The sequence below is a fragment of the Halomonas aestuarii genome, assembly GCF_001886615.1.
GTDB classification, from domain to species: Bacteria; Pseudomonadota; Gammaproteobacteria; order Pseudomonadales; family Halomonadaceae; genus Halomonas; species Halomonas aestuarii.
This window is the reverse complement of the sequence record NZ_CP018139.1, coordinates 309,431-329,947: the sequence shown is the minus strand read 5'-3', so window position 1 is coordinate 329,947 and position 20,517 is coordinate 309,431. Positions and strand designations below refer to the sequence as shown.

General features: G+C 68.1%; 15 protein-coding genes. All 15 read right to left on the bottom strand.

What is annotated here, in order from left to right:
- Positions 1-3,657 carry a hypothetical protein gene (locus BOX17_RS01470; protein ID WP_071941727.1) on the bottom strand — a complete coding sequence of 1,219 codons (3,657 nt, stop codon included), beginning with the start codon at positions 3,655-3,657 and terminating at the stop codon, positions 1-3.
- Positions 3,658-3,667: 10 nt separating this feature from the next.
- Positions 3,668-5,398, bottom strand: a complete 1,731-nt coding sequence (locus tag BOX17_RS01465) for a hypothetical protein (RefSeq protein WP_071941726.1) — start codon at positions 5,396-5,398, stop codon at positions 3,668-3,670.
- 62 nt (positions 5,399-5,460) lie between these two features.
- Positions 5,461-6,360: a hypothetical protein gene (locus BOX17_RS01460; RefSeq protein WP_071941725.1), complete on the bottom strand. Its 900-nt coding sequence runs from the start codon at positions 6,358-6,360 to the stop codon at positions 5,461-5,463.
- Between the two features lie 9 nt (positions 6,361-6,369).
- The gene (locus BOX17_RS01455; protein WP_071941724.1) at positions 6,370-8,733 is read right to left on the bottom strand and encodes a phage tail protein; all 2,364 of its coding nucleotides are present in this window, start codon (positions 8,731-8,733) and stop codon (positions 6,370-6,372) included.
- A complete protein-coding gene (locus BOX17_RS01450) occupies positions 8,733-10,925 on the bottom strand; it encodes a putative baseplate assembly protein (RefSeq protein WP_071941723.1) in 2,193 nt (730 codons plus the stop codon). Before BOX17_RS01450 ends, BOX17_RS01455 begins: the two co-directional genes overlap by 1 nt.
- A 15-nt stretch (positions 10,926-10,940) precedes the next feature.
- Entirely contained in the window at positions 10,941-11,318 is a 378-nt protein-coding gene (locus tag BOX17_RS01445) for a GPW/gp25 family protein (protein WP_208858077.1), read from the bottom strand.
- A 24-nt stretch (positions 11,319-11,342) separates the two neighbouring features.
- Positions 11,343-13,004, bottom strand: a complete 1,662-nt coding sequence (locus tag BOX17_RS01440) for a hypothetical protein (RefSeq protein ID WP_071941721.1) — start codon at positions 13,002-13,004, stop codon at positions 11,343-11,345.
- Positions 13,005-13,016: 12 nt separating this feature from the next.
- Positions 13,017-13,655, bottom strand: coding sequence for a phage baseplate assembly protein V (locus tag BOX17_RS01435; protein ID WP_071941720.1), 639 nt, complete (start codon positions 13,653-13,655; stop codon positions 13,017-13,019).
- Positions 13,652-14,704: a phage late control D family protein gene (locus tag BOX17_RS01430; RefSeq protein ID WP_071941719.1), complete on the bottom strand. Its 1,053-nt coding sequence runs from the start codon at positions 14,702-14,704 to the stop codon at positions 13,652-13,654. Before BOX17_RS01430 ends, BOX17_RS01435 begins: the two co-directional genes overlap by 4 nt.
- A gap of 10 nt (positions 14,705-14,714) precedes the next feature.
- Positions 14,715-14,882 carry a hypothetical protein gene (locus tag BOX17_RS16910; protein WP_164508621.1) on the bottom strand — a complete coding sequence of 56 codons (168 nt, stop codon included), beginning with the start codon at positions 14,880-14,882 and terminating at the stop codon, positions 14,715-14,717.
- 40 nt (positions 14,883-14,922) lie between these two features.
- Positions 14,923-15,870 (bottom strand): CIS tube protein, encoded by a 948-nt coding sequence (locus BOX17_RS01425; protein ID WP_071941718.1) that lies wholly within the window; start codon positions 15,868-15,870, stop codon positions 14,923-14,925.
- Positions 15,867-16,358: a phage tail protein gene (locus tag BOX17_RS01420; RefSeq protein ID WP_071941717.1), complete on the bottom strand. Its 492-nt coding sequence runs from the start codon at positions 16,356-16,358 to the stop codon at positions 15,867-15,869. Before BOX17_RS01420 ends, BOX17_RS01425 begins: the two co-directional genes overlap by 4 nt.
- Positions 16,351-17,856, bottom strand: coding sequence for a hypothetical protein (locus BOX17_RS01415; protein WP_071941716.1), 1,506 nt, complete (start codon positions 17,854-17,856; stop codon positions 16,351-16,353). Before BOX17_RS01415 ends, BOX17_RS01420 begins: the two co-directional genes overlap by 8 nt.
- 10 nt (positions 17,857-17,866) lie before the next feature.
- Positions 17,867-18,328 carry a phage tail protein gene (locus tag BOX17_RS01410; protein WP_071941715.1) on the bottom strand — a complete coding sequence of 154 codons (462 nt, stop codon included), beginning with the start codon at positions 18,326-18,328 and terminating at the stop codon, positions 17,867-17,869.
- Positions 18,329-18,355: 27 nt separating this feature from the next.
- The gene (locus BOX17_RS01405) at positions 18,356-20,509 is read right to left on the bottom strand and encodes a phage tail sheath family protein (RefSeq protein WP_071941714.1); all 2,154 of its coding nucleotides are present in this window, start codon (positions 20,507-20,509) and stop codon (positions 18,356-18,358) included.
- Positions 20,510-20,517: the final 8 nt, after the last annotated feature.

Below are 20,517 nucleotides of genomic sequence, written 5' to 3'. Positions count from 1 at the left end.
CTACCGGCGAACGTTGCCGACGACCGCGAAGCGGGAGTCGACGGTCAGTTCGGGTTGCACCAGGGTGACAATGCGCACCTGGGTGCTGTCGGGGCCGTGGTCCTCGACCGCCAGTTCGGCCGCGACCTGCTGATCCAGATCCAGCAGCTGCAGCTTGACGCCCGGCTGGACGGCGCGGTTGAGCTGGACCCGGAAGCGCTCTCCGGGTCGTGCCACACGCGGCGGCACGAGCACCGTCCCCCGCACGATCTCCTGGGGATCGCCCAGCGAGGCGAAGATCAGGCTCGCGCGGATCATGGTGCGCATGGCGTGATGGCTGGCCGCCTCGGCGTCGGCGCTGAGCTGCCGGAACCACCAGTCGACCAGTTCTGCGATGGTCCGGGTGGCGTTGAAATCGTCCTGCTCGGCCCGTTCGAGCCCCGGCCACCACGCCACCTGTTCCACGCGGATGCGGTCGTCTTCCGCCAGCTGCCCCCACTGCAGCCGAAGGGAGCCGGGCAGCAGGGCCAGCTTCTCCAGCAGGCAGGCCTGGCACTGTTCCAGGCGTTCGCGCAGGGTCTGGGCCTGCCTGCGCAGTCCGCCCCGGCCGCCCTGGGAGAGGTCCTCCAGCGAGAAGACCTTCGCCGCCTGCTGCTGGGTCTGCAGGCTGCTGTGGGTGTAGGCGGGCAGCGTCAGCCTGGACCACTGGGCCAGCACCGTCTGGGCCTGCTGCTGCACGGCATGCAAGCGGGCCTGCAGCGTGCCGGTCCCACTGTCCAGGCTGGGGCGCGCCGGACGGGCCGCGAAACGGGCCTGGCGAAGCTTGCCCAGGTAGCCGTATTTCTCGAACGGCGGCAGCTGGGCGTGCAGGGGCTTCAGGCTTGCCCAGTCGTCCATCGGGATCTCGGTCACGGCGTCGAAGAAGCCCTCCAGCTCCTGCGGCAGGCTGGCGTCGGCATCCCCTTCGCAGCCGGGCACGATGTCGTGGCGGCCGCGGTGGCGCAGGGCCAGGGGATCCGGCAGCACCATGGACACCGGCGTATTGCGAACCCGAACGTAGTAGAGCCCCTGCAGCGCCGTGGTGAGGATGCGCGAGCGCTCGAGGTTGGCGTCGTGGGCCTGGCGCCAGTCCTCCTCGAGCAGGCGCTGGGCCACGCCGTAGTCGCCCAGCTGTTCGTCCAGCTGGCGATCGAGGTTTTCCAGGGTCTCCCGGGCCACCCGGATCCGGCCGCTGAGCTTGTCGATCCGCGCCAGTGTGCGGGTGTGCTCGCGCAGCTTGCCCTGGAGCTTGCGCTCGATCCGGTTGTAGCGCCCCTCGACGATCGAGATCCAGTGGGTCAGCACCTTGCCGGCATTGAACAGGGCTTCGTAGCGTTTCTGGCTGGCCACCAGGCCTCGCAGCCGCAGTCGCTTCTTATCCTGACTTTCCCCTTCCGTCGGTCCTGCCTGGTCCGCGAGCTGCTGGGTTCGGGTCTCGATCTCGTCGTCCAGACGGGAGGGGTCGACCAGGCCGAAACTCTGTTCGCTGACCCGTAGCTTCTTGTTGAGGGTGGCGGCATCGGTGGGGTCGAAGAGGTCGCGGATGGTGGTCACCAGGTCCCGCATGCCGTAATAGGCCTTGTTGTATTCGTCGATCTCGGGGCTGATGTGGTCCAGCACGCCGAAACGGAACTCCTGGGCGTCGAAGGCCGGCTTGCTGACGGCGCTCTTGGCCAGGTTGGCCAGCAGGTCGAGACGCTGCTTGTTGATGCCGAGCTCGAAGGCGGAGTAGGTCTCGGGCTTGGTGGTCAGGTACGCGGGGGTGCTGTTGATGCTGGTGTTCAACGCGGACGTCAGCAGACTGCTGCTGAAGCTCCTGCTGAGGCGGGTGGCGGTGCCGCCGGTTGTCGTGGGGCTTGGGTCTCGCGTGGCGGTCGTCCGCACCACGGGGGCGGCCGCGGCGGGGGTGGTGGCGGTGAGCTCCTCCGGCATCAGGCTGGTGTTGAGGCTGGCATAGGGCAGCCAGCGCGCCACCTTGAGGCCGTTGCCGTCGCCGGCGACGCCGCCGGCCAGGGAGGAGAGTGCCACGGTCTGCGAGTCCAGCTGCTGGCGCTGCAGCAACAGCAGGTCCCGGGTCTTCTCCAGCCGCGAGCGGATCGTCCTGATCTGGTTCTCGATGGCCTCCAGCTCCACCAGGGCCACCGCGTACTGGATCACCAGGCCGTCATCGTCCGGCGTCGGCACCGGCGGGGGTACCGAGGCGTCGTCGACCGTCACCAGCCAGTCGCGATAGAAGGCCGATGGCGCCGGAATCCCCCGATCGTAGGGGTAGGGCGGGGCGTTGTCGGTGCCGAGTGTGCCGGACGCCTGGAGTGCCCGGCGGATGACGTTCTCGAACAGGGCCGTCGGCGGGATGGGGGGCAGCGCCGGCCTGGGCAGGTCCAGGTGCTTGAACTGCGCCGGGTCCAGCACCCGATGCTCGATGGCGGACAAGCCCGCGGGGGCGGTCAGCGGCGGCTCATTCGACGGCTCCACGTAGTAGAGATGGTCGAACTGCCTGCGCCAGCGATGCCAGGCGTCGTAGGCGCGCAGGTAGAAGCGGTAGATGTCGGCCTCGAGCCGCGCATCCGTCGGGGGAATGTCGAGCAGATCGGCGCGATAATCGCGGCGGTCCAGCGCCAGCAGCAGGCGGATCCGGTCGCCGGCGGGCCGTCGCAGGTCGATCATCCGGCGCGGCAGGTGCCGGTCGATCAGTTCCCCCACCGCGTCTGCCGGGACCGGAACCATGTCGACCCCGAGATGAGGCGGCAGCCAGAGCAGCTCGGGCGCGACGGTATCCGGATGCCGCAGCCAGTTGACGGGCAACTGGCCGGCGGCGGGCAGGTAATCCAGGTGCAGGTTGGCGTCGAGGAAAGCCGCCAGCGGCGTGGCGGCATTGGTCGGCTCACCGTAGGCCTGCATCGTCCGGCGCAGCGTGGCGCTGGCCTGGTTCAGCAGGACGCGGTAGCCGGCGGCGGGAACCGCCTCGTAACGGCCGGCCGCCTCCGATACCCAGGTCACGCGGTGGGTGTCGTCGCTGGTGCTGATCGCCAGCAGGGCCAGCGGAATGGCCTGGTGGAAACCGCCGAGAAACTCGCCGTCGACGCGGTCCGCGGCGATCCAGTTCTGCAGCTGTTGCGCCGGCGTTCCGGTCACCACCTCCGGTGCGATGGCCAGCCGCTTGAGCCGCACGCTGGTGACCGCCACCAGGCGCGAATCCCGCGTGGGATCGAATTCCGCTCGCTGGCAGGGTTCGACGCTGGGGGCATCGATGGTGTCGAGGGTCTGCTGCAGCGTGAGGTAATAGACCCCGGTGGCGTCCAACGTGGCCGTGCGGGCCAGGTAATGCTCGATCAGGCCCCGCCACTCGGCCTTGAGCGGCGTCTGCAGGTTGAGTGTCTGCCCCTGCGGGGTGACGGCGAGGCCCGGGCTGACGACGAAGGTGTCGTGATCCGTGAGGTCACCTGCCCCGCTGCTGTCGAGGCGCAGGCCATGGACCACGCCCGCGGGACGGGTCTTGAGCAGCGTGGCCAGGCGCGCATCGGCATAGGCCTGCTGGCGGTCGAACTCCTCCTCCCCGAGGTGGCGTCCGGCAAACAGGTGCAGTCGTTCGAGCGCCGGGGCGCTGGCGATGGGACGGTGCAGCAGGATAAGCGACATGGTCGTCTCCTCAGTTGATCTGTCCCACCAGCTCTTCCCACTGGCCCGCGAGGTCGCCCTCGATGCCGAGTTCTGCGGCGGCCTCCCGCACCAGCTTGCCGGTCACGGCAGGGTGCCGTTCGTCGGTGTCCCGCAGCCTCTCCAGCAGCAACGGCAGCGTTTCCCGTTCGACGAGCACCCTCAGGGTGGGCCAGACCAGGGGGTCGTAGTGCCGCTCCACCCGGATCAGGAATTCATTGGCCTGCAGGACCCGAGGTGCGTCGTCTCCGACGCTGTCGATCAGCTGCCTCAGGGCTTCCTCGCCGCGGCCGTCCCGGGGCGGACGAATCTTCGCCAACCGTTCGAGGTTGATGAAGCGCAGCAGGACACTGTCCTCGTCCTCGATGACGCTGCCGGGGTCGGATGGCGTGGTTGGCACCGAATCATCGGTCGGCGGGGGCTCGGCGGGTGCCGGCACGCTGCTGCCGAGCGCAAGCACGATCCCGCTCACCGCGGTTTCTGCCGTCCGGATCGGTCGCCGCACGTACATCAGCCGGCCGCCGACCACGGCGCCCCAGATGCTCTGCCAGACGCTGGCATCGGTATCGAGGTGGTGCACTGGCTGCACCGGGTAGAGTTTCAGGCGCAGCAGGTCCAGCTGCGGCAGGCGTCGGCTCTCCGGGTCGACATCCCGTTCCAACTGGGGGGCGTAGAGGCCATAGTCCTGGTTCGTCAGCGGCGCCAGCACCACGATGTCGACGCCTTCACGGGCGTTCAGATCGATATTCGGCAGCAGCAGCGACTCGGCCCGGATCAGTTCCAGGTCCGACAGCCGAATCGGCGCGACGTGGACGTTGAAATGCTCGGGGAAATAGCCCTGGTGGCCGTTGACCGCGTCGATGGCGTCGCGGGGCACGGTGCCCACCGGCGGCAGCAGGCTGAAATAGTCCCGGGCGGCGAAGTGGTTGTCGAGACTGCCGCCGGCCCGCTCGGTGAAGATGTCGGCGAGCAGGGCCTCGTACTGGCGCGACAGGTCGTGTTGCAGATCCGTCGCGCCCGCCTGCTGCCGAGCCGGCTGGCGCAGCAGCTCGCTGTCGAGCCACTGAGGGGTGTCGTTCTGGATGGCGACGAGCCCCAGCGCCACACTATCCTCCGGCATCAGGGCATCGGCGAGGTCGTGGCCCAGCAGCTCCCGCATCAGGTTGGCGCGGATGTGCAGCGGGTTCTGTTGCGGCAACGGCAGGGGCAGGGGAACCAGGCCCAGCTGCACCGATTCCGTCACCATGGCGTAATCGGCGCCGCGCCTGGAGGCCAGGTCCGTCGGGAACACCTCGGCGACGTCGGTGGCCACCTCGACGTATTTCAGTACCACCGCATAGAGCCCGCGGTTGAAGCGTCGGTACTTGCTGTCGTTGAGCTGGGCGATGAGGGCCCGGTCCCCGAGGCTTACCAGCAGTTGGCGGTTGAGCTGAAGCACGCGGCCGAGGGCCGTGATGCCCAGTCCTGGCTCCAGGGTCAGCAGGCCGGAAAAGGGGTCGTAGTCGAGGTCCAGGCCAGCGATCACGCCCTGGCCCAGTACCTTGCCGATCTCCCGCAGTCGCTGGTCCAGGTAGATCTGGTCCCGCTCCAGGTCCTCGGCGGTGAGCAGGCGGCCGTCGAAGTAGTGGGTGCGGGTCATGCGCGGGTCGATGTCAGCGATATGCTCCAGGCGCTCGCCGGCGGCGATGGGATCCCCCAGGGGTTGAAACAGTATCTCGCTCATGGTCTCTCCTCGCATGCTTGATGTACCCGGCCACTGAACAGGAGCGGTATCGTCATGTCGCTTCAGCCTTGCCGTTTGAGCCAGGCCAGCTGGCTGGCGGTGGTGAGGAAGGGTCGCACCAGATTGTTGATGCTGATCCGCTGCGGGTTCACCACGAGGTTGACCGGGTCGGCGGTACTGATGCTGATACGGGCCAGCAGCAGGCGTGCGCCGGCTTCCAGGTCGTCCGCCAGGTTGGTGGTGGCCACGCCGCCGGCGTCCAGGGCGTGCAGCAGCCTGGCGTGCAGGCTCAGCTGCGCGGCCGCGGCGGGATTGCTCAGCTCCAGCTCGTCCAGGGTCTGCTGTTCGGCGGCGGTGAGGCTGGGCGCCGCATCCGCCACCGGGGGGTGGCTGGCCCAGGGCGCGAAGCGCTCGTCCGGCGCCGGCGGCAGTTCGGGAATCAGTTCGAGCTGCACGCTGTCGGCGGTGCGGCTGGGCTGGACCGAATCGGTGCTGAGGTTGAGCTTGCGCGTCAGCACCGGTTGCCGTGCCAGGGGGCAATCCTTCTGGCGTACGGAGACCTTCAGCCAGAGCTGTTCGTTGTCGCCATCGAAGCCTTCGAGCAGGTCACCCTCGCTCTGGGCATCCAGCCACTGGCGCAGATTGATGCAGTAGGTCTCGTGCACCAGCACTTCCCGGCCCAGCCCGTCGATGGCGATGCCGGGGCTCACCTGCAGCCGCACCAGGACATCGTCCGCATCATTGTCATGGCTGTCCGGGTCCATGCTCACGTTCAGTCCCGCCAGCGTGCCGTGACCGTGCAGCCAGTACTGGTGGCGGGTGAGGCGGCGTCGGTGGTAGGCCTGTTCGTCGCGGGTGGCCTCCAGCCCCAGCATCATGCCGGCCTCGTAGGACACCCGGCGCAGCGGCTCCGCCAGCCGGTCATCCTGTTTCAGGGTCGGCAGGTCGTCCTGGTTACTCATGGGGCCTCCTCATGGTTCGTCTCCTCGTCGGGCGCCGGCGTTGATGTCCCGCGGCGAAAACGCCACAGGGTTGTGCAGCAGGCCGTCCTGTCCAATGCGGGTTTCGTCGAGGATGACCGGCTCGGCATCGGGTTGCCGTTCCAGGTAGGTGTCCACGCTCAGCAGCGGCGAGGTGCCCAGGATGAAGGGCCGCTCGGTCTCGATGATGCGCCACTGCAGGTGCGCCGGTAGCTGCTGCCTGAGCATCTCTTCGACGGCGTTGCGCTGCTGCCGTGCGGGGCCGTGCAGCAATACGCTGAGGCGGTGACCGTAACGCTCGAAGAAGGCCTCGACCGCCAGGGCCTCCTCTTCCGTCGCCAGTTCCGGCGCGAACATCGCCAGGAATTCCCGCGCGTTCATGTCCGACAGGATCAGGCTGTCCCCGACGATGCTGTTGCCGCTCATGCCGGTGCCGAGCGTCAAGGGGTGGTCGGCGTCGTCCAGGTGGCGTCCGAGGATGGTCGCCATGGTGCGGCGCAACCGGAAGTTCTCCAGCACCACGACGTCGCCCCGCTGCACGCCGCCGTCGGTGAGGATGTCCAGCGCCAGGTTCGCCGCCGGCAGGGTGCCCTTGTACTGCTGGATCAGGGTGACCTGTTTCAGCCAGCGCCGCTGCCGCGCCAGGGGCCAGTGAGCCGGCAGGTCCGCGCCGATGGAGCGAGCCAGCCAGTGCAGGTTTTGCCTCGGCGCCGCATCGGGATGGAGCAGCTGGTCGCTGGCGGCGATGCGGCCCTCGATCGGGGTGAGAACGCCCTCGAAGCTCGCCAGCAGCCGCTCGCGGGTATCGGCGCCGTTGGCCGGCCCGCTGTCGTTGGCGGGGTCGTAACTCAGCTCCTGCCGGTACAGTTCCGGCAGGTAGGCCTCCTGGTAGGAGAATCGTGGCTGATACACCCGGATGGCATGCAGGGACGGCGTCGAGCGCCCGGTGCCGCGCAACCCTACCCGCAACTGCAGATAGCGTCCGGTCAGTCGGCGTACCGGGCCGCTGGGGCGCTGCAACAGCAGCTCGAACAGTCCCCGCTGGCCGGGCTCGTGTCCGGACAGGGCCTGTTGGAATGCCAGCTCCGAGGGGAGGGGGTTCCACACGGGCACCGGCTGCTCGATCAGTTCGGCGCTGCCCCGTTGTTCCGGGGTGTCGTAGACCCTCGCCGACAGTCTGATGGCGCAACCGGGCGGGATGCAGGCATCGAGGTAGACCCGGTGCCAGATGGTGTTGGGGGCGCCCGAATCCAGCACCTCCTGCAGCAGGGCCGCGGCCTCCAGGTGGTAACGGGGCTGGCGCAGGGCGTGCAGTTCCCGCGGCCGCGGGTCGACGTCCGGGTAGTCCGCGTCCGGCTTGGCCTGGTAACGCAATTGACCGTCGGCGCTGCTGGCGAAACGGGGTACCGCCAGCGACAGCATGGGATAGCGCTCGAGGATCAGGCGCGCTTCGCCGACGTCGCTGCCGGCATCCCGCTGCAGGCCGAGCACCGGGCAGTCCCGCTGGCGGAAAGGGGTATCGTCCGCCTGCCGCGGCGTCAGGGCCGCGAGCCGGCCGGGACCGGCCATCTCCAGGTCGATGGCGAAGGGGACGTCGCCGCCCATGGCGTAGCTCTGGTACGGGCGGTCGCTGACGGTCGATCGCGAGCGGACGAGGATACGCTGGCTGCCGGCGCCATCGTGCACCAGGACATAGAGCCGCTCCCGGTCGCCGCACAGCGCCAGGGCTTCCCACCCGGACGGCAGCGGCTGCTGCCAGCGCAGGCCAAGTGCCTCGGGATTGGGCGTCAATGGCTCGAAGCGATCGTCGCGGGGCGCATAGGGCAGCGGCAGGGGTTCGCCCTGGCAGAGCATCAGCCGGTCGGCGCCGATACACCAGACGCGATCGTCCGCGTCCACCCAGGCGCGGCGCGGCGCCACCGGCAGTGCACACCGGGTCAGCCAGCGCTGGCGCAGATGGAACAGCAACAGGCCGTGCTGGTCGATGTCGTCGCTGAACGGCACCGCAAGACGGCCTTCTCGGTTCAGGTTCAGGTCCCTCAGGGTGCCAGCCGGTGCGCTGAGGCTGTTCAGTTCCCCGTCCTTCAGCGGCAGCCAGCCCCGGCCGCTGTTGAACTCCACCGAGCGGGCATCGGCGCCGAGTCGCGCGACCTGGTAGTGGGTGTCCACCGCCATCGGTGTCGCCGCTTGCCAGGCGGCGAGCGCGGCCACCGCGTCGCTGGCGGGCAGGCGCAGGCTCTGATTCTGCGCCAGGGTCAGGGCCTGCCTGCCGGCGTGCCACTGCAGCCGTCGTGAGCCTTCGGCCAGCTCTGCCTCGCTGCGCAGCAGGAAGTAGGGGGTGTTGTTAACGTCCATCAGCACACATCCGGTATCACCGGCACGGCGATACCGTCTCCACGGTCACCCGGCGCGCCCTGCGAGGGATCGATCCCGCCGGGCAGAGGCGGTGTGTCCCCGGTACCGCCGATGCCTGCCCGAACGCCCATCAGTTCCGGCAACTGGTAGCCGGTCAGGTCCAGGTCTTCCGCCTCGGGCAGGCGCCGCCACAGGGGCTTGCCGTCCCGGGTGGTCTGTTCGAACAGCGTCACGGCGTTGACCGCCTGCACGCCGTCGACCCGAGCCGCCCGGGTCAGCAGTTCGTTGGCCCGCACCGTGCGGCCCAGGGCCCAGCCTTCGCCGCTGGCGCCGCCTGGCGACAGCGGCCAGAGGTATTCGGTGACGGCGGCCTGGACCGCCTTGAGGGTCTCCTGTTCGGTCTGCGAATCCCGCACCTGCACCAGGATACTGACCGCGAGGGGGACGAACTGCGGGCTCAGCACGTACAGCTCGGTGCCGATCAGGATGCGCTCCAGCAGGTAGTTGAACAGGTCCTTGAGCAGCGCCTTGCTGGGCTTCGGCCAGTTGCCGATGCCGACCTGTGCCGGCGGCAGCACGAAGACGCTGACCACGCCGGGCACGTCATGGCGCGCTGCCTCCAGGGTGTGGCCCGGCAGGAAGCCTTCGACGACCTCGGCACGCGCCACCGGATTCACCGGATTGCCGCGACAGATCAGCTGGAAGTCGGTGGCGGTCACCGCGCGGTTGCGGTGGGTGAGAAACTGGGGGATGCGCTGCTCCGCCTGTTCCACGGTTTCGGCGTCGCGACCGCCGCGCAGCGGCCACTCATGACGCAGCGTGAAACGAGGGCTGCCGTCGACGATTTCCCTGATGCTGCCCGCGGGCAGGTTGCCGGCCTCGCCGCCGCCGTAGCGGTACTGGGCGATGCGGATGCGGGCCCCGCGGGGCGGGCGACGGCCGTTCTCCAGGCCGTCGCCGAAGGTGACGTAGCCCGATTCCGGGTCGAGTCGATAGACCCGGGCATCCGGTCCCTGGCCCGCGAGGTAGTCGGCCCCCCGCCACTGCACCCAGGCGCCATCCTCCTCGACCTGCAGGTCCAGGCTGCCGGCGTCGATCTGCTGATCGGGCAGGGCGACGACCTGATCCGGCAACCCGGTGCCGAGGCCGACGATCCGGTCCCGCCGCAGGCCCTGGGCCAGGACGTCGACGCCGTTCAGGGCCAGATACCCCAGTTGCAGGTCCGGGTCGTCCGGACAGCGCAGGCGGAGCCACAGCGCCACCCGAGTCGCCTCGACCGCATCGTCCAGCGCCGGCGGAAGGTGCTTGCTGCCGTCGAACATGGGGTCGGCGCTGGCGAAGCCCTCGAACAGGGCGCTGTTGTCGGGAAGGCGCAGCCGTACCACGCCGGTCTGGCGTCCCCCCAGCGACGTATCGGACATGACATCCAGGGGCAGGAAGCGGGTAGCGCCGTCGGCCCCCGGGGCGACCAGTTCCCACAGCAGGTGGCGTGCCTCCAGGTCGCCGACGCTGTCGCCCTCCAGGTTGTCCGCCGGTGCGATGGCCAGGTTCAGGCGAATGCCCGCCAGGTTGTCGCGCAGCTGGTCCAGGTGGTCGTCCAGTGCTTTCGGCGCGATGCAGGCCAGGTAGAAGCTGTGATCCAGGCTCCGGGCCAGGCTGAGCCGTTCGCGACCCAGCTCGAAACGCCTCGGCTGGAACGGGCTGGGCGTTTCGCCCCTGCGCAGTCCGAACTGCTCGTGGAGGTCCTGCAGCGTCATGCCCAGTGCCGCCAGGTCGTCGGGGGTCAGGCGCTGCTTGATCAGTACCTGCAGGTCGAGGCAGGTGGGTTGCAGTTCGCCCCGGGTGGTCAGGCTCTGCTTGCCGCCCCGCAGCTGACTGCCCTCCTTGAGCAGCGGCGGCAGTGTCACGCTGGTGGGCCCGGCATCGACGCAGACGACGCCCCGCGCCGGGCGTGCCGGCCGCACCGGGATCTGCAGCAGGTTCAGCAGGATGCGTCGCTGCCGTTCGGGAATCAGGTTGGCGCGGTAGAGGATGGTTTCGGTGAGCCACGCGAACAGGTCGATGAAACCATGCATCGGATCGCCCGGCGCGATCTGCGTCAGTTCCGGCAGATGGGTGGCGAGGCGCTCCCTGGCTTCGGCGACCAGGTCGTCGAAGCGGCGATCATCCAGATTGGGGACCGGTAATGGCATGGTCTCACGTCCTCCTTAGACGCCCAGGTTCAGGGTCAGCCCCAGTTCGGCGGGGGCCGGGTTGTGCCGCAGTCGATAGCGGATATTGATGTGCACCTCCGACACGTCGTCCGGACCGGGGCTGACGTCGACGGCGTCCACCAGCACGCGCGGCTCCCACAGCGTGAGGGATTTCCTGACCACACCGGCGATGAGGTTCCGGGTGGTCTCGTTGTTGGGCTGGTGGACGAAGTTCAGCAGGCCGGCGCCGAAGTCCGGCCGCTGCAGACGTTCGCCGGGACGGGTCAGCAGGATGTTCAGCATCACCTCGCGCACGCTCTGATCGTCTGTGGCCCATGTCAGGGCACCGTCCTCGTCGACGCCGCCCAGCGGCCAGCTGCGAACATGGGGCATCGGGGTTCTCATCGCGATTTCACCTCATCCCTTCTTGTCGATCTTGGGAAACGGCAGGCATATCCGCACCCACGGCAGCCAGAAGAAGACGATGTTCAGCAGCGAGACCATGATCATCAGCAGGATCATGGCCACCAGGGTGATGACCGGCAGGCTGAACGAGCAGATCCACTGGACGCCCAGTTTCGGGCCTTGGCCGATGACGTCCTCGCTGGCCCCCTTCTTCAGCTTCAGGCCGTTGATGAAATCGAAGGTGTCGCCGGGCGTCAGCACCGCGGCGCCCTTCGCCAGACCCCGTTTCAGGTCCCTGAGGCTCGGCATCGGAATCAGCGACGGCCGGCTGGCTTCGGGGTCCAGCGGGGCGGCGACGCGGAACGGCAGCGAGCGGCAATGGACATCCCCCCACTGGATCTGCTCCTTGCCCCGATCGTTGCGGGAGCGCACGAAGGGGAGGATCTGGTAGACGTCATTCTCGCCCTGGCCGAACTTCGGCAGCGGGATTTCCCGTGCCTGGGCCAGGGTCTGCTCGCGAAAACGCTGTCCCAGGCGGTGGCGGATATCCTCGGCATCGCTGGCAACCAGCTTCAGCGACAGGGTCAGGGGCCCGTTGCCGCCGGGGTCGGGCAGCGGCGCCAGCTGCCCCAGTCGGTCGAGACCGCCGGCCCTGTCGGCGGCGTCCTCCTGCTCGATGATCCATCGCACCAGGGGGTTGTTGTCGCCGCGGGCGAAACAGTCCTGCAGGTAGGTGGTGAGATGGAAACGACGCGCGCCCCTGATCCGTTCGCGGCTGCGTTCATCGAAGGGCTCGCCGCGCAGCTTGGCGGGCACGCGAGAGTCGTCGTAGAACCAGATGTCGGCAAACAGGGCCTCGAGTTCGGCGTTGGCCTCGCGTCCGGCCTCGCCCAGGTGATAGCGGTTGACCAGCAGGCGCAGCAGTTCGAACAGCGGCTTGCCTGGTACTCCCTCGTCCACCTGCACGCTGTCGTCCGTCCGCCATGCCGGGCGTGCGCCGTCGCGGTAACCGAACGGCCAGGGCAGGGAACGGGCCTGGACGTCCTCGACCTCCTGCCGGCTCTGGGCATCGAACAGGCCCTGGGTGTCGCGTTCGTAGTAGAAGCCCCCCAGCGGGACATAACCGAACAGCAGCGTATGGCGTTTGCCCTTGGCGTCGGTGCTGTCGAGGACGTGCAGCGGGTGGGTCTGCTCGCCGCTATAGGAGGCCTGGTTGGCGCGTGGGTGCAGGACACCGTTGGCGCACAGCCGTCGGTCGAGGTCCGGGTCCTTGAGGCCGGTATCGGTGTCGCGCCAGCCCAGGGCTTCTCCTTCCTCGAGGATCCAGGCCTGTTCCCGGCCGTCGCGCAGTCGCCGGATCACGAAGCCGGCCGAGGTGATGCGGGCAGGATCCAGCGCCGGCCGGCCGAAGCGTTCGCAGACGACTTCGCAGCACATCAGGTGAAAGGCGCGATGGGTCGGCAGACGCAACACGGGTTTGCTGTCGAACGGGCTGTGGATCTCCTCCTGCGTCCAGTCGGCGAACTGCGGTTGCAGGAAGCGTTGCTTCTGGACGTCCTGCTGGAAGCGGGCGACGAAGTCCGGATCCAGGTAACGCAGCAGTGTTGCCTGCTCCCCGTTCCCGAAGTACGGGGCCCGGAGGCGAACGTCGTGGAGGATCTGTGCGCTGCTCATGTCCGCTCCTGGTTACCAGATGTTGCCCGCGCCGGGGGTGTAGGTAGTGCCCACCACCGAGGTGGCGATCAGGGTGTCGCACTGAACCACCCCGCTGAAGCGGGACATGCCCGCGTCCACCTGCACCATGGCGGCAGACAGATTGACCCGCGCGGCACTGATGTTCACCGGTCCTGCGCTGTCCACGTTGATCTCGGCGGCGGTCATGGTGACGCTTTGGGAGCCGCGCTCGATCTTCACTTCGCCGCCGCCGCTCTCGGTGACGGTGACGCGGTAACCGGAGCGGGTCCGCAGCTCCACCTTGGGTTCGTTGTCGTCGAACTCGAGGACGGTGTCGCTCGGGGTACGCACCACATAGTGCTGTTCCTGGGGATCGGCGTCCTGCGGGTGGCTGCCGCTGCCGCACCAGATGCTGCCCAGCACCAGCGGGGTGTCCTGGTCGACGAACGCCACCACGACGATTTCCTCCAGGCGAGGGACGAAGCTGGCGCCGTAGCCGTTACCGGCCGAGGGGGCCACCACGCTGGCCCACATCTCCATCGGCGCGGAATGCAGCCGCACCTTGACGCGGCCGCGGTGATCCGGGTCGGCGTTGTCGGTGACCTGCGCCAGTTGCAGGCTGTGCAGGTGGCCAAGGGTATGGGCGTTCATGGGGTAGGGCTCCAGTCGGCTCGGTTCACTTTGAGGTGGGTTTCGTAGCCGTTCTGGCTATCGAAGCGGTGACAGCAGTGCACCACCTGGTAGGTGCCGCGCAGACGGGGCGACACGCCGCTGAGCCGGATGTCACGGCCGCTCTTCAACGTCGGCTCTCCCTGGCAGACGATGTCGCCCTGCACGAAGCGCTTGGCCATGCGGCGAAAGTGGGCGTCGGCGTAGGCCTCCGCCTCAGCCTGGCTGCGGGCGAAGGGGTGGGGCACGGTATCGTCGCCGGCCCAGCCCAGCCGGGCCAGGGTGTCGGCGGCGCTGGTCGCCTCGGGCGCCGGGGTCAGCCGGTCGCTGCTGTGGTCCACCGCCTCGGCCGTGCCGACGTTGTAGCCTTGGCTGCGGGATGCCACCGGCTGGTGGTTCAGGTCGGCGATCAGCCGGACGCTTAAGGCGCTGTCCTGGGCGCTGAGATCGACCGGGTCGCCATCCGGCTCTTCCGGCCGGGCGCGCAGGGTGTCGTCCTCCAGCCGCAGCGCGATGTCGAAACGGCCGAGCAGGCGCAGCAGGAACGCCAGGTCGCTTTCGTTGAGCTGATGCCAGCTCCGGTTGATGCTGGAGACCCGGACATCGGCGCGCAGGCCTGCAGCGTCGGCAATGGCGCGGACGATATCGTCGGGGGAGTGTTCCTCGTAGTGGCGACTCTGCCGCGCCCGGGCCAGCCGGTGCAGCCTGTCCTGCAGCAGCAGCGCCAGGCCGGGGGCGCCATCGCCGTACTGCTCCTCGATGGCGGTGATCTCTCCCCGGAAGATGCGCACCGGATCCGGCTGTCCCATGGCGATGTCCACTTCCGCCCCCAGGACGATGTCGTCGAAGACATGGGCGGGAGCGTCGCCACCGGCCGGCGTTCCCCAGTTGGTGACCGTCAGCTCGCCATGGGCGCATCCGTGGAGCGGCAGGTTCACCACCATGCCGATGAGCGCATCGGTGAGATCGTCGCGTCGCTCGCCATCCACGTGGATGACCGGGCGGATGTTGATGAAGGCGTTGTCCGGCATGATCGGTCGCTCAATCCACTGTCAGGCGCTGCTGGCGCTGCTGAATTCTTTCCAGGGTCGCGGCCAGCTTGGCCTCAGTGTCATCCAGCGGCTGCTGCTGCGGTGCCGGCAGGGTTTCGGCCGGTTGGGTCACCGGCTCCTGAATGTCGGCGATGACTTCTTCGATGATGATGGGCATCCGTGACTCCTGCGGTTAACGGTTCATGAACATCCGGCCTTCAATCGAAGCCGACGCCGGCATCCGGTCCGATGACAGGCCCTTCGCCCGCCGCATCGGCGTCTGCCCTGGAAACAGCCGCCGCCGAGGAGCCGGCGCCAGTCTCGATGCCGAAGGCGCCCTGGACACGGGTGCCGAGACGCGCCGAGGCGCCAAAGGAAAAGGCCGGCCGGGCGGAGAAGGAGGTCTTGACGCCGACACCGACGCCGCCGGCGGCGTGGATGCCCACCGAGGCACCGGCTGAGACGCCGGGCACCGCCAGCACCGACGCGCCGGGCAGCCGCGGGGTCTCGATGCCGTTGTAGAGGGCGGTATCGCGCCAGTTGCCGGGACCCTCGCTGGCGCCGGGCACGGGACGGGTATTCTGGTGGGTACCGGTACCGGTGCCGCCGCTGCCGGTGGGGGTCAGCGTGGGCGTATCCTGCTGCGCCGCTGCGACGCCGTCGCTGCGCTGACGGAACTGGTAACGGTCCTCCTTCAGACGCAGTACCACCTTGGCACGCAGCGGGCGGCCTTCCTTGGAGAAGTACTCGAGGGTCTCGTCGAAGCTCTCCACCATGCCGACGAACTCGAAGCTGCCCCACTGGAACAGGCAGCGCCTGGGGGCCTCCATCTGCTCGCCGGACGCCACCGGTTTCAGAAAGCGTTCGGCGATCTTCTTCGTCTGGTCGCGGACGTCGGAGCCCTGCTCGATATCGTTCTGGGATTCGTCCCTGCCGGCGTCGATGTAGGTGGTGTCGAAGAGCAGCTCGACCGACAGGCTGGACGAGCTCTTGTCGACGAACTGGGCGGCGCGGCTGCTGCCGTTGCGCCTGTTTTCCTTCAGCGTGTTGGACAGCGACACCTTCAGCGACATCGGGTTGAACTGCACGTCGACCGCATTGCCCATGTCCGGCGTGCTGTTGTTGCCGCTGACCGGTATCAGCTTGCCGCGCTCGGGGTTCATCATCTCGGTTCAGCTCCCTTGCCGGTCGCCGCCGGCCGTTCCAGTTCCAGCCCCTCATGCACCAGGTGCAGCTCTTCGATGGCGACCTGGCTGGCGGTGGCGTTGAGGTCGGGGCCCTTGAACTTGGTCGCCATGACGCCTTCCAGGCGCCAGGTCATCACCGGGTTTTCTGTCTTCCCCTCCAGGGGATTGCCCAGCACGATGATTTCCCCGTGCAGGCGGTAGCCGTAGTGGGAGCCCCGGGTGCTGGCGTCGAACCAGCTCCAGAGGTCGTTGACGCTGGTGACGCCCCTCTTCAGGATCATCGGCGCGAACGTGGTGATGCCGCTGCGCTTCAGCTCGCCCCAGTTGCGGCCGCCCTCCTGAATGGTCCTGGGTTCCATGCTGAGCTCGAAGCCCGTGACCTCGCTGAACTGTCCGCTGCACAGCAACTGGTTGTTCTCGCTGTTGTACAGGTTCACCTTGAAGCGGAACGGCACGAACTCAGACATCGTTCACCCCTCCCTTCCATTCCCCCTGCCGGTTGGTGAAGGTGAGGCGGATGCGGTCGATCGGGAAGGCCGGTGCGATCATGATGTCGAAGATCATCACGCCTTCCCGGGTCGGACTCTCCTCGATGTGGAAGGCCTCCTGGGCCGTCGCCCCGCGCAGCGCCCCCCGTTGCTGGAGCTGCCGGAAGAAGCGTTCGAGCAACAGACGCGGACGGGGGTCCCGGTAATCCAGCGTGAAGATCAGCTGCTCCCCCAGCGTGTTGAGCTGACGCCGCAGGTAGCCCAGCAGGCGCATCACCTCCGCCGAGCGATAGCCGTCGAAGCGGCTCGGAGCGTCGGCATGGGCGTAATCGTCCGGGTGCAGCGCCGGCACCACCAGGCGTTCATCGTCCAGTTGCACCCGGCCGTTACGCTGCTGCAGCACGCCCACGCCGGGATCGTCACGCAGCCGTACCTGGTCAACGATGCTCAACGGCGGATAGGGCAGACCCGAGCTTTCCAGGGGCTGGCCGGCGATGGAGCGCCAGGGGCCTCGCGCCTGTGCCCGGGCGGACTGCTTGCCGGCGACCAGGCCTGCCGGACTGAGCAGGTCGAACTGGGGCCCGCGGAGGTAGGGAAACAGGAATTGCACATGGCGCAGATGGGGGCCGCTGTCGCCGTCGCGGATATCGCGGATCCACTGCAGCGCCTGCTCGTCGACCGCGGGGCTGCCCCGTTCGCCGTGATAGGCCAGGGGCAGGGTCAGCAGGCACTGCAGGTCCGGGCGCTGTTTCGCCAGCCACGGCAGGATGCCCTGCAGCACGCGGTTCAGCGCCGCCGGCGGTGGCATCTCGCCGAGCGCCACTTCCTCGCTGTGGCGCCGTTCGCGATGATCGTCGTCGAGCTCGGTGCCGCAGGGCACGAAGCGGGGGTCGGGGTTGTCCAGGCGTACCCGGGGAATGTCGGGCAAGCGGGCCGGGACCTGCAGCCGCTCCAGATCAGGAAAGGTGACCGTGCCCAGCGTGGGAATCACCAGCGCGCAGGCCAGTCCACGCAAGGTGGCGATCTCGTGCAATCGGGTGTCCGGCGCCGGCAGAAAGCCGTCCTGGCCCTCCTCCTCGGGCACCACGATCACCCAGAGCTTCTCGCCGCCGTTGGCGAAGAAGTCATCGATGCAGCGGGGCAGCCAGGCGCGGCGCCCTGCCAGCACGCTGACGTAGTCCGTGTCGGCGTTTGACGCTTCCGGGAAGATATCGTGGAACTCGGCGCTGGAGCGCAGCGGGATCGGCAGGTGCTGCAAGGCCAGTACCCGGGGGTCGCCGCTGCCGGCCTGAAGCTGGGCCACTGCCTCGCCGAAGCCCAGGGCCCGCATTTCCGCCACGGCACCGTGCAGCGCCCGCAGGCGCTCCAGCCGCACCGGGCCCGGGCAGTGACCCAGCATGGCCACCTCGAGCACCGCCTTGCGGGGCAGTGGCGGACGTGGCGTCAACGCGATTCGGGAAGCCAGCAGTTCCTTCATGGGGCAGCACTCACTCCTGTTCGATGTGCTCGACCGCCAGCACCAGCTCCTCGATGGCGACGTCGCTGCCGCCCTTGGCGGTCAGCGTGGGCCCGGTCCACTTGATCGGCATGGCGTTGACCAGTTTCCAGGTGACCACGGCGGTGGCGCTGGTCGGGTCCTCGCTCTTCAGCTTGACGGTGACGTTGCGCTTGGCGGCGACGTCACCGGCCCGCACCTGGTCGAGCCAGCTGTATATGTTCTCCGCGCCGATGACGCCACGCTTGAGCGTGACGTCGCCGGCCTTGTGGATGGCGGGAATCTTGGTGACGTAGTTCACCGGCGCGTTGCCGTTGCGATATTCCGCCACCGTGACCTCGGCGTTGAGGCCGGAGATCTCCGAAAAGCCGCCGGCGATATCGCCCTCGGTGCCGTCGTCCAGATTCACCAGGTAGTTGAAAACGCTGTAGGGTGTCTCACGAAACTGTGCCATGGCGTCGGTTCCTTATCAGTGCGTGCTTCAGCTGTCGGCGGTTTTCTGGCCGATGCGGAAAATGACGTATTCCGCCGGCTTCAGCGCGGCCACGCCGATTTCGCACACCAGGCGGCCGTTATCGAGATCGTTCTGCGTCATGGTGCTGCGGTCGCAGCGCACGAAGAAGGCCGTCTTGGCACTGCCCAGCAGCCGGCCGTTCACCCATTCGTTGTAGAGAAAGTTCTCCACGGTGATGCGCACGTTGTCCCACAGTCGTTCGCCGTTGGGCTCGAACACCACCCACTGGGTTGACTTGTCGATGGAACGCTCCAGGTAGAGGAAATAGCGGCGGACGTTGACGTATTTCCACTCCGGGTCGCTGGACAGGGTGCGGCCGCCCCAGACCCGGTGGCCGCGGCCCGGGAAGGAGCGCAGGCAGTTGACGCCTTCGGGGTTGAGCAGCTCCTGCTGGAAGCGGTTGATGTCCTGGGCGAAGCCGAGGGCGCCGATCACCGGCTGGTTGGCGGGCGACTTGTGCACGCCACGCTGGGCGTCGGTGTTGGCGTAGACACCGGCGATGAATCCCGCCGGCGGCAACGTGAGGGTGGGGCTGATGCCGCGAGGATCCGCGGCCACCACCCAGGGGTAGTAGAGGGCGAGGCGGGAATCGTCGAAGTTGGAGCGGAACTCGCGCACTTCCGACAGCGACATGCCCTCGCGACCGTCGACGATGCCGACCCGGTACCGCATCTTGCGGCAGTGTTTCTGCATCTCCGCCACGATGGCCTGGTGGTTGGCGGCATCGGCCGCCGCGGCAGGCGTCATGACAATGGCGATGTCCTCGATATCCTCCAGCGACGCGAATCCGGTGCTGCCGTTCACTTCGTCGGTGGCGCCGCCGTAGTGCAACGCCGCGGGCACCTCGCCGTCGCTGCCGCCGTCGAGGGTGATCAGGTAACGAGGGCCTTCCACAGACGTCGGGCCGGGGTTCATGGCATCGTCGTCGAACAGCTGGAACAACGCGGTCATGACATCCTCGCCGCTGATGCCGTCGGCAAGGGAGCACTGGACCGGACTGGTGAGCCGGTCGTAGCGCTTCTGCGGTTCGGCGGCCAGAACGCCAGCGAGGCTGTTGTCGGCGTCGGGCGCACTGGAAATGTTGCCGTAGCCGTAGATCACCGGGCCGTTGGCGCCGCCGTTGTGCACGCTGATATCGAAGGTGCGCTGGACCATCATCGCGCGCACGCTGTCCGGCGCGGCCGCCAGGGCCGACAGGTTCAGCGCGATCGCCATGCCCACGCCGGCGTTCAGGCCGCTGCCGTCGACGGTAAAGACGGTGCCGGCGGCATTCAGGGTGCCACGCAGGGAGGTCAGGGTGCCCCAGTGACTGCCGCTGAAAAAGGCCGAGAGGTCGGTTTCCTCGCTCAGGGTCAGCACCGCCGAGGTGCCGTCGGACAGCGCACCGCTGGTAGGACGCTTGGCGACCACCCGGGTGATGCTGATGCGGGTGTCGCCGCCGTTTGCCATGTTGGCGCCCAGCAGATGATCGTCACCGGAGACCAGGTCGGCAGCGGTGAGGCTGGCATCGTCGTCCGCGGTGATGTCGCAGAGCCCGTCGACGATGCGGTAGTTGTCACCGACCCGCTGCACCAGTCCGCGAACGGTCATCGGGAAGTGGCTGGCGGGCAGAGCGTCGTTGGCGATGGCCTCCGCCGGCAGGCCGACGGCATCGAGGAACACCACGTTGCCTTCCGTCGGGGCACTGGTGACGGTGGACTGGATCAGGTTCTCGCTGTCCCGCCATTCCACCTCGAGAGTGAGGTCGCCCATGGCGCCGGGGTAGCGGCTCCGGAAGATGACGTGGTTGCTGCTGTCCGCCGCCGAGGCGAAGCCGTCGGTGGGCAGTGCATAGTTGGCGATTCGGGAAACAAAGAGCTGCTTGCCGCCGCCGTCGAAGAACGCCTTGGCCGCCATGGCGGTGTGATTGAGCACGCCGCTGCCGCCCAGGGAAAGGTCCTGGACGTCACCGTAGACGCGGGTGAAGTCGGCAAAGCTGGTGACTGCTTCCGGCTTGCCGCGCAGCGGACCATAACGGGTGGGACCCACGATGCCCGCCACGCTGGTTCCCACGCCCTCGATGGATTTGGACCGGAAGCTGACTTCCTCGACATAGACACCCGGTGCTAGATATTCAGGCATGATCTCCT

Excerpts from the sequence above, each read along its gene's own strand:
- BOX17_RS01470 (WP_071941727.1), bottom strand. The coding sequence starts at position 3,657 with ATGTCGCTTATCCTGCTGCACCGTCCCATCGCCAGCGCCCCGGCGCTC.
- BOX17_RS01445 (WP_208858077.1), bottom strand. The coding sequence starts at position 11,318 with ATGCCCCATGTTCGCAGCTGGCCGCTGGGCGGCGTCGACGAGGACGGT.
- BOX17_RS01410 (WP_071941715.1), bottom strand. The coding sequence starts at position 18,328 with ATGGCACAGTTTCGTGAGACACCCTACAGCGTTTTCAACTACCTGGTG.
- BOX17_RS01440 (WP_071941721.1), bottom strand. The coding sequence starts at position 13,004 with ATGAGCAGCGCACAGATCCTCCACGACGTTCGCCTCCGGGCCCCGTAC.
- BOX17_RS01405 (WP_071941714.1), bottom strand. The coding sequence starts at position 20,509 with ATGCCTGAATATCTAGCACCGGGTGTCTATGTCGAGGAAGTCAGCTTC.
- BOX17_RS01465 (WP_071941726.1), bottom strand. The coding sequence starts at position 5,398 with ATGAGCGAGATACTGTTTCAACCCCTGGGGGATCCCATCGCCGCCGGC.
- BOX17_RS01460 (WP_071941725.1), bottom strand. The coding sequence starts at position 6,360 with ATGAGTAACCAGGACGACCTGCCGACCCTGAAACAGGATGACCGGCTG.
- BOX17_RS16910 (WP_164508621.1), bottom strand. The coding sequence starts at position 14,882 with ATGCCCATCATCATCGAAGAAGTCATCGCCGACATTCAGGAGCCGGTG.
- BOX17_RS01430 (WP_071941719.1), bottom strand. The coding sequence starts at position 14,704 with ATGCCGGACAACGCCTTCATCAACATCCGCCCGGTCATCCACGTGGAT.
- BOX17_RS01450 (WP_071941723.1), bottom strand. The coding sequence starts at position 10,925 with ATGCCATTACCGGTCCCCAATCTGGATGATCGCCGCTTCGACGACCTG.
- BOX17_RS01435 (WP_071941720.1), bottom strand. The coding sequence starts at position 13,655 with ATGAACGCCCATACCCTTGGCCACCTGCACAGCCTGCAACTGGCGCAG.
- BOX17_RS01420 (WP_071941717.1), bottom strand. The coding sequence starts at position 16,358 with ATGTCTGAGTTCGTGCCGTTCCGCTTCAAGGTGAACCTGTACAACAGC.
- BOX17_RS01455 (WP_071941724.1), bottom strand. The coding sequence starts at position 8,733 with ATGGACGTTAACAACACCCCCTACTTCCTGCTGCGCAGCGAGGCAGAG.
- BOX17_RS01415 (WP_071941716.1), bottom strand. The coding sequence starts at position 17,856 with ATGAAGGAACTGCTGGCTTCCCGAATCGCGTTGACGCCACGTCCGCCA.
- BOX17_RS01425 (WP_071941718.1), bottom strand. The coding sequence starts at position 15,870 with ATGATGAACCCCGAGCGCGGCAAGCTGATACCGGTCAGCGGCAACAAC.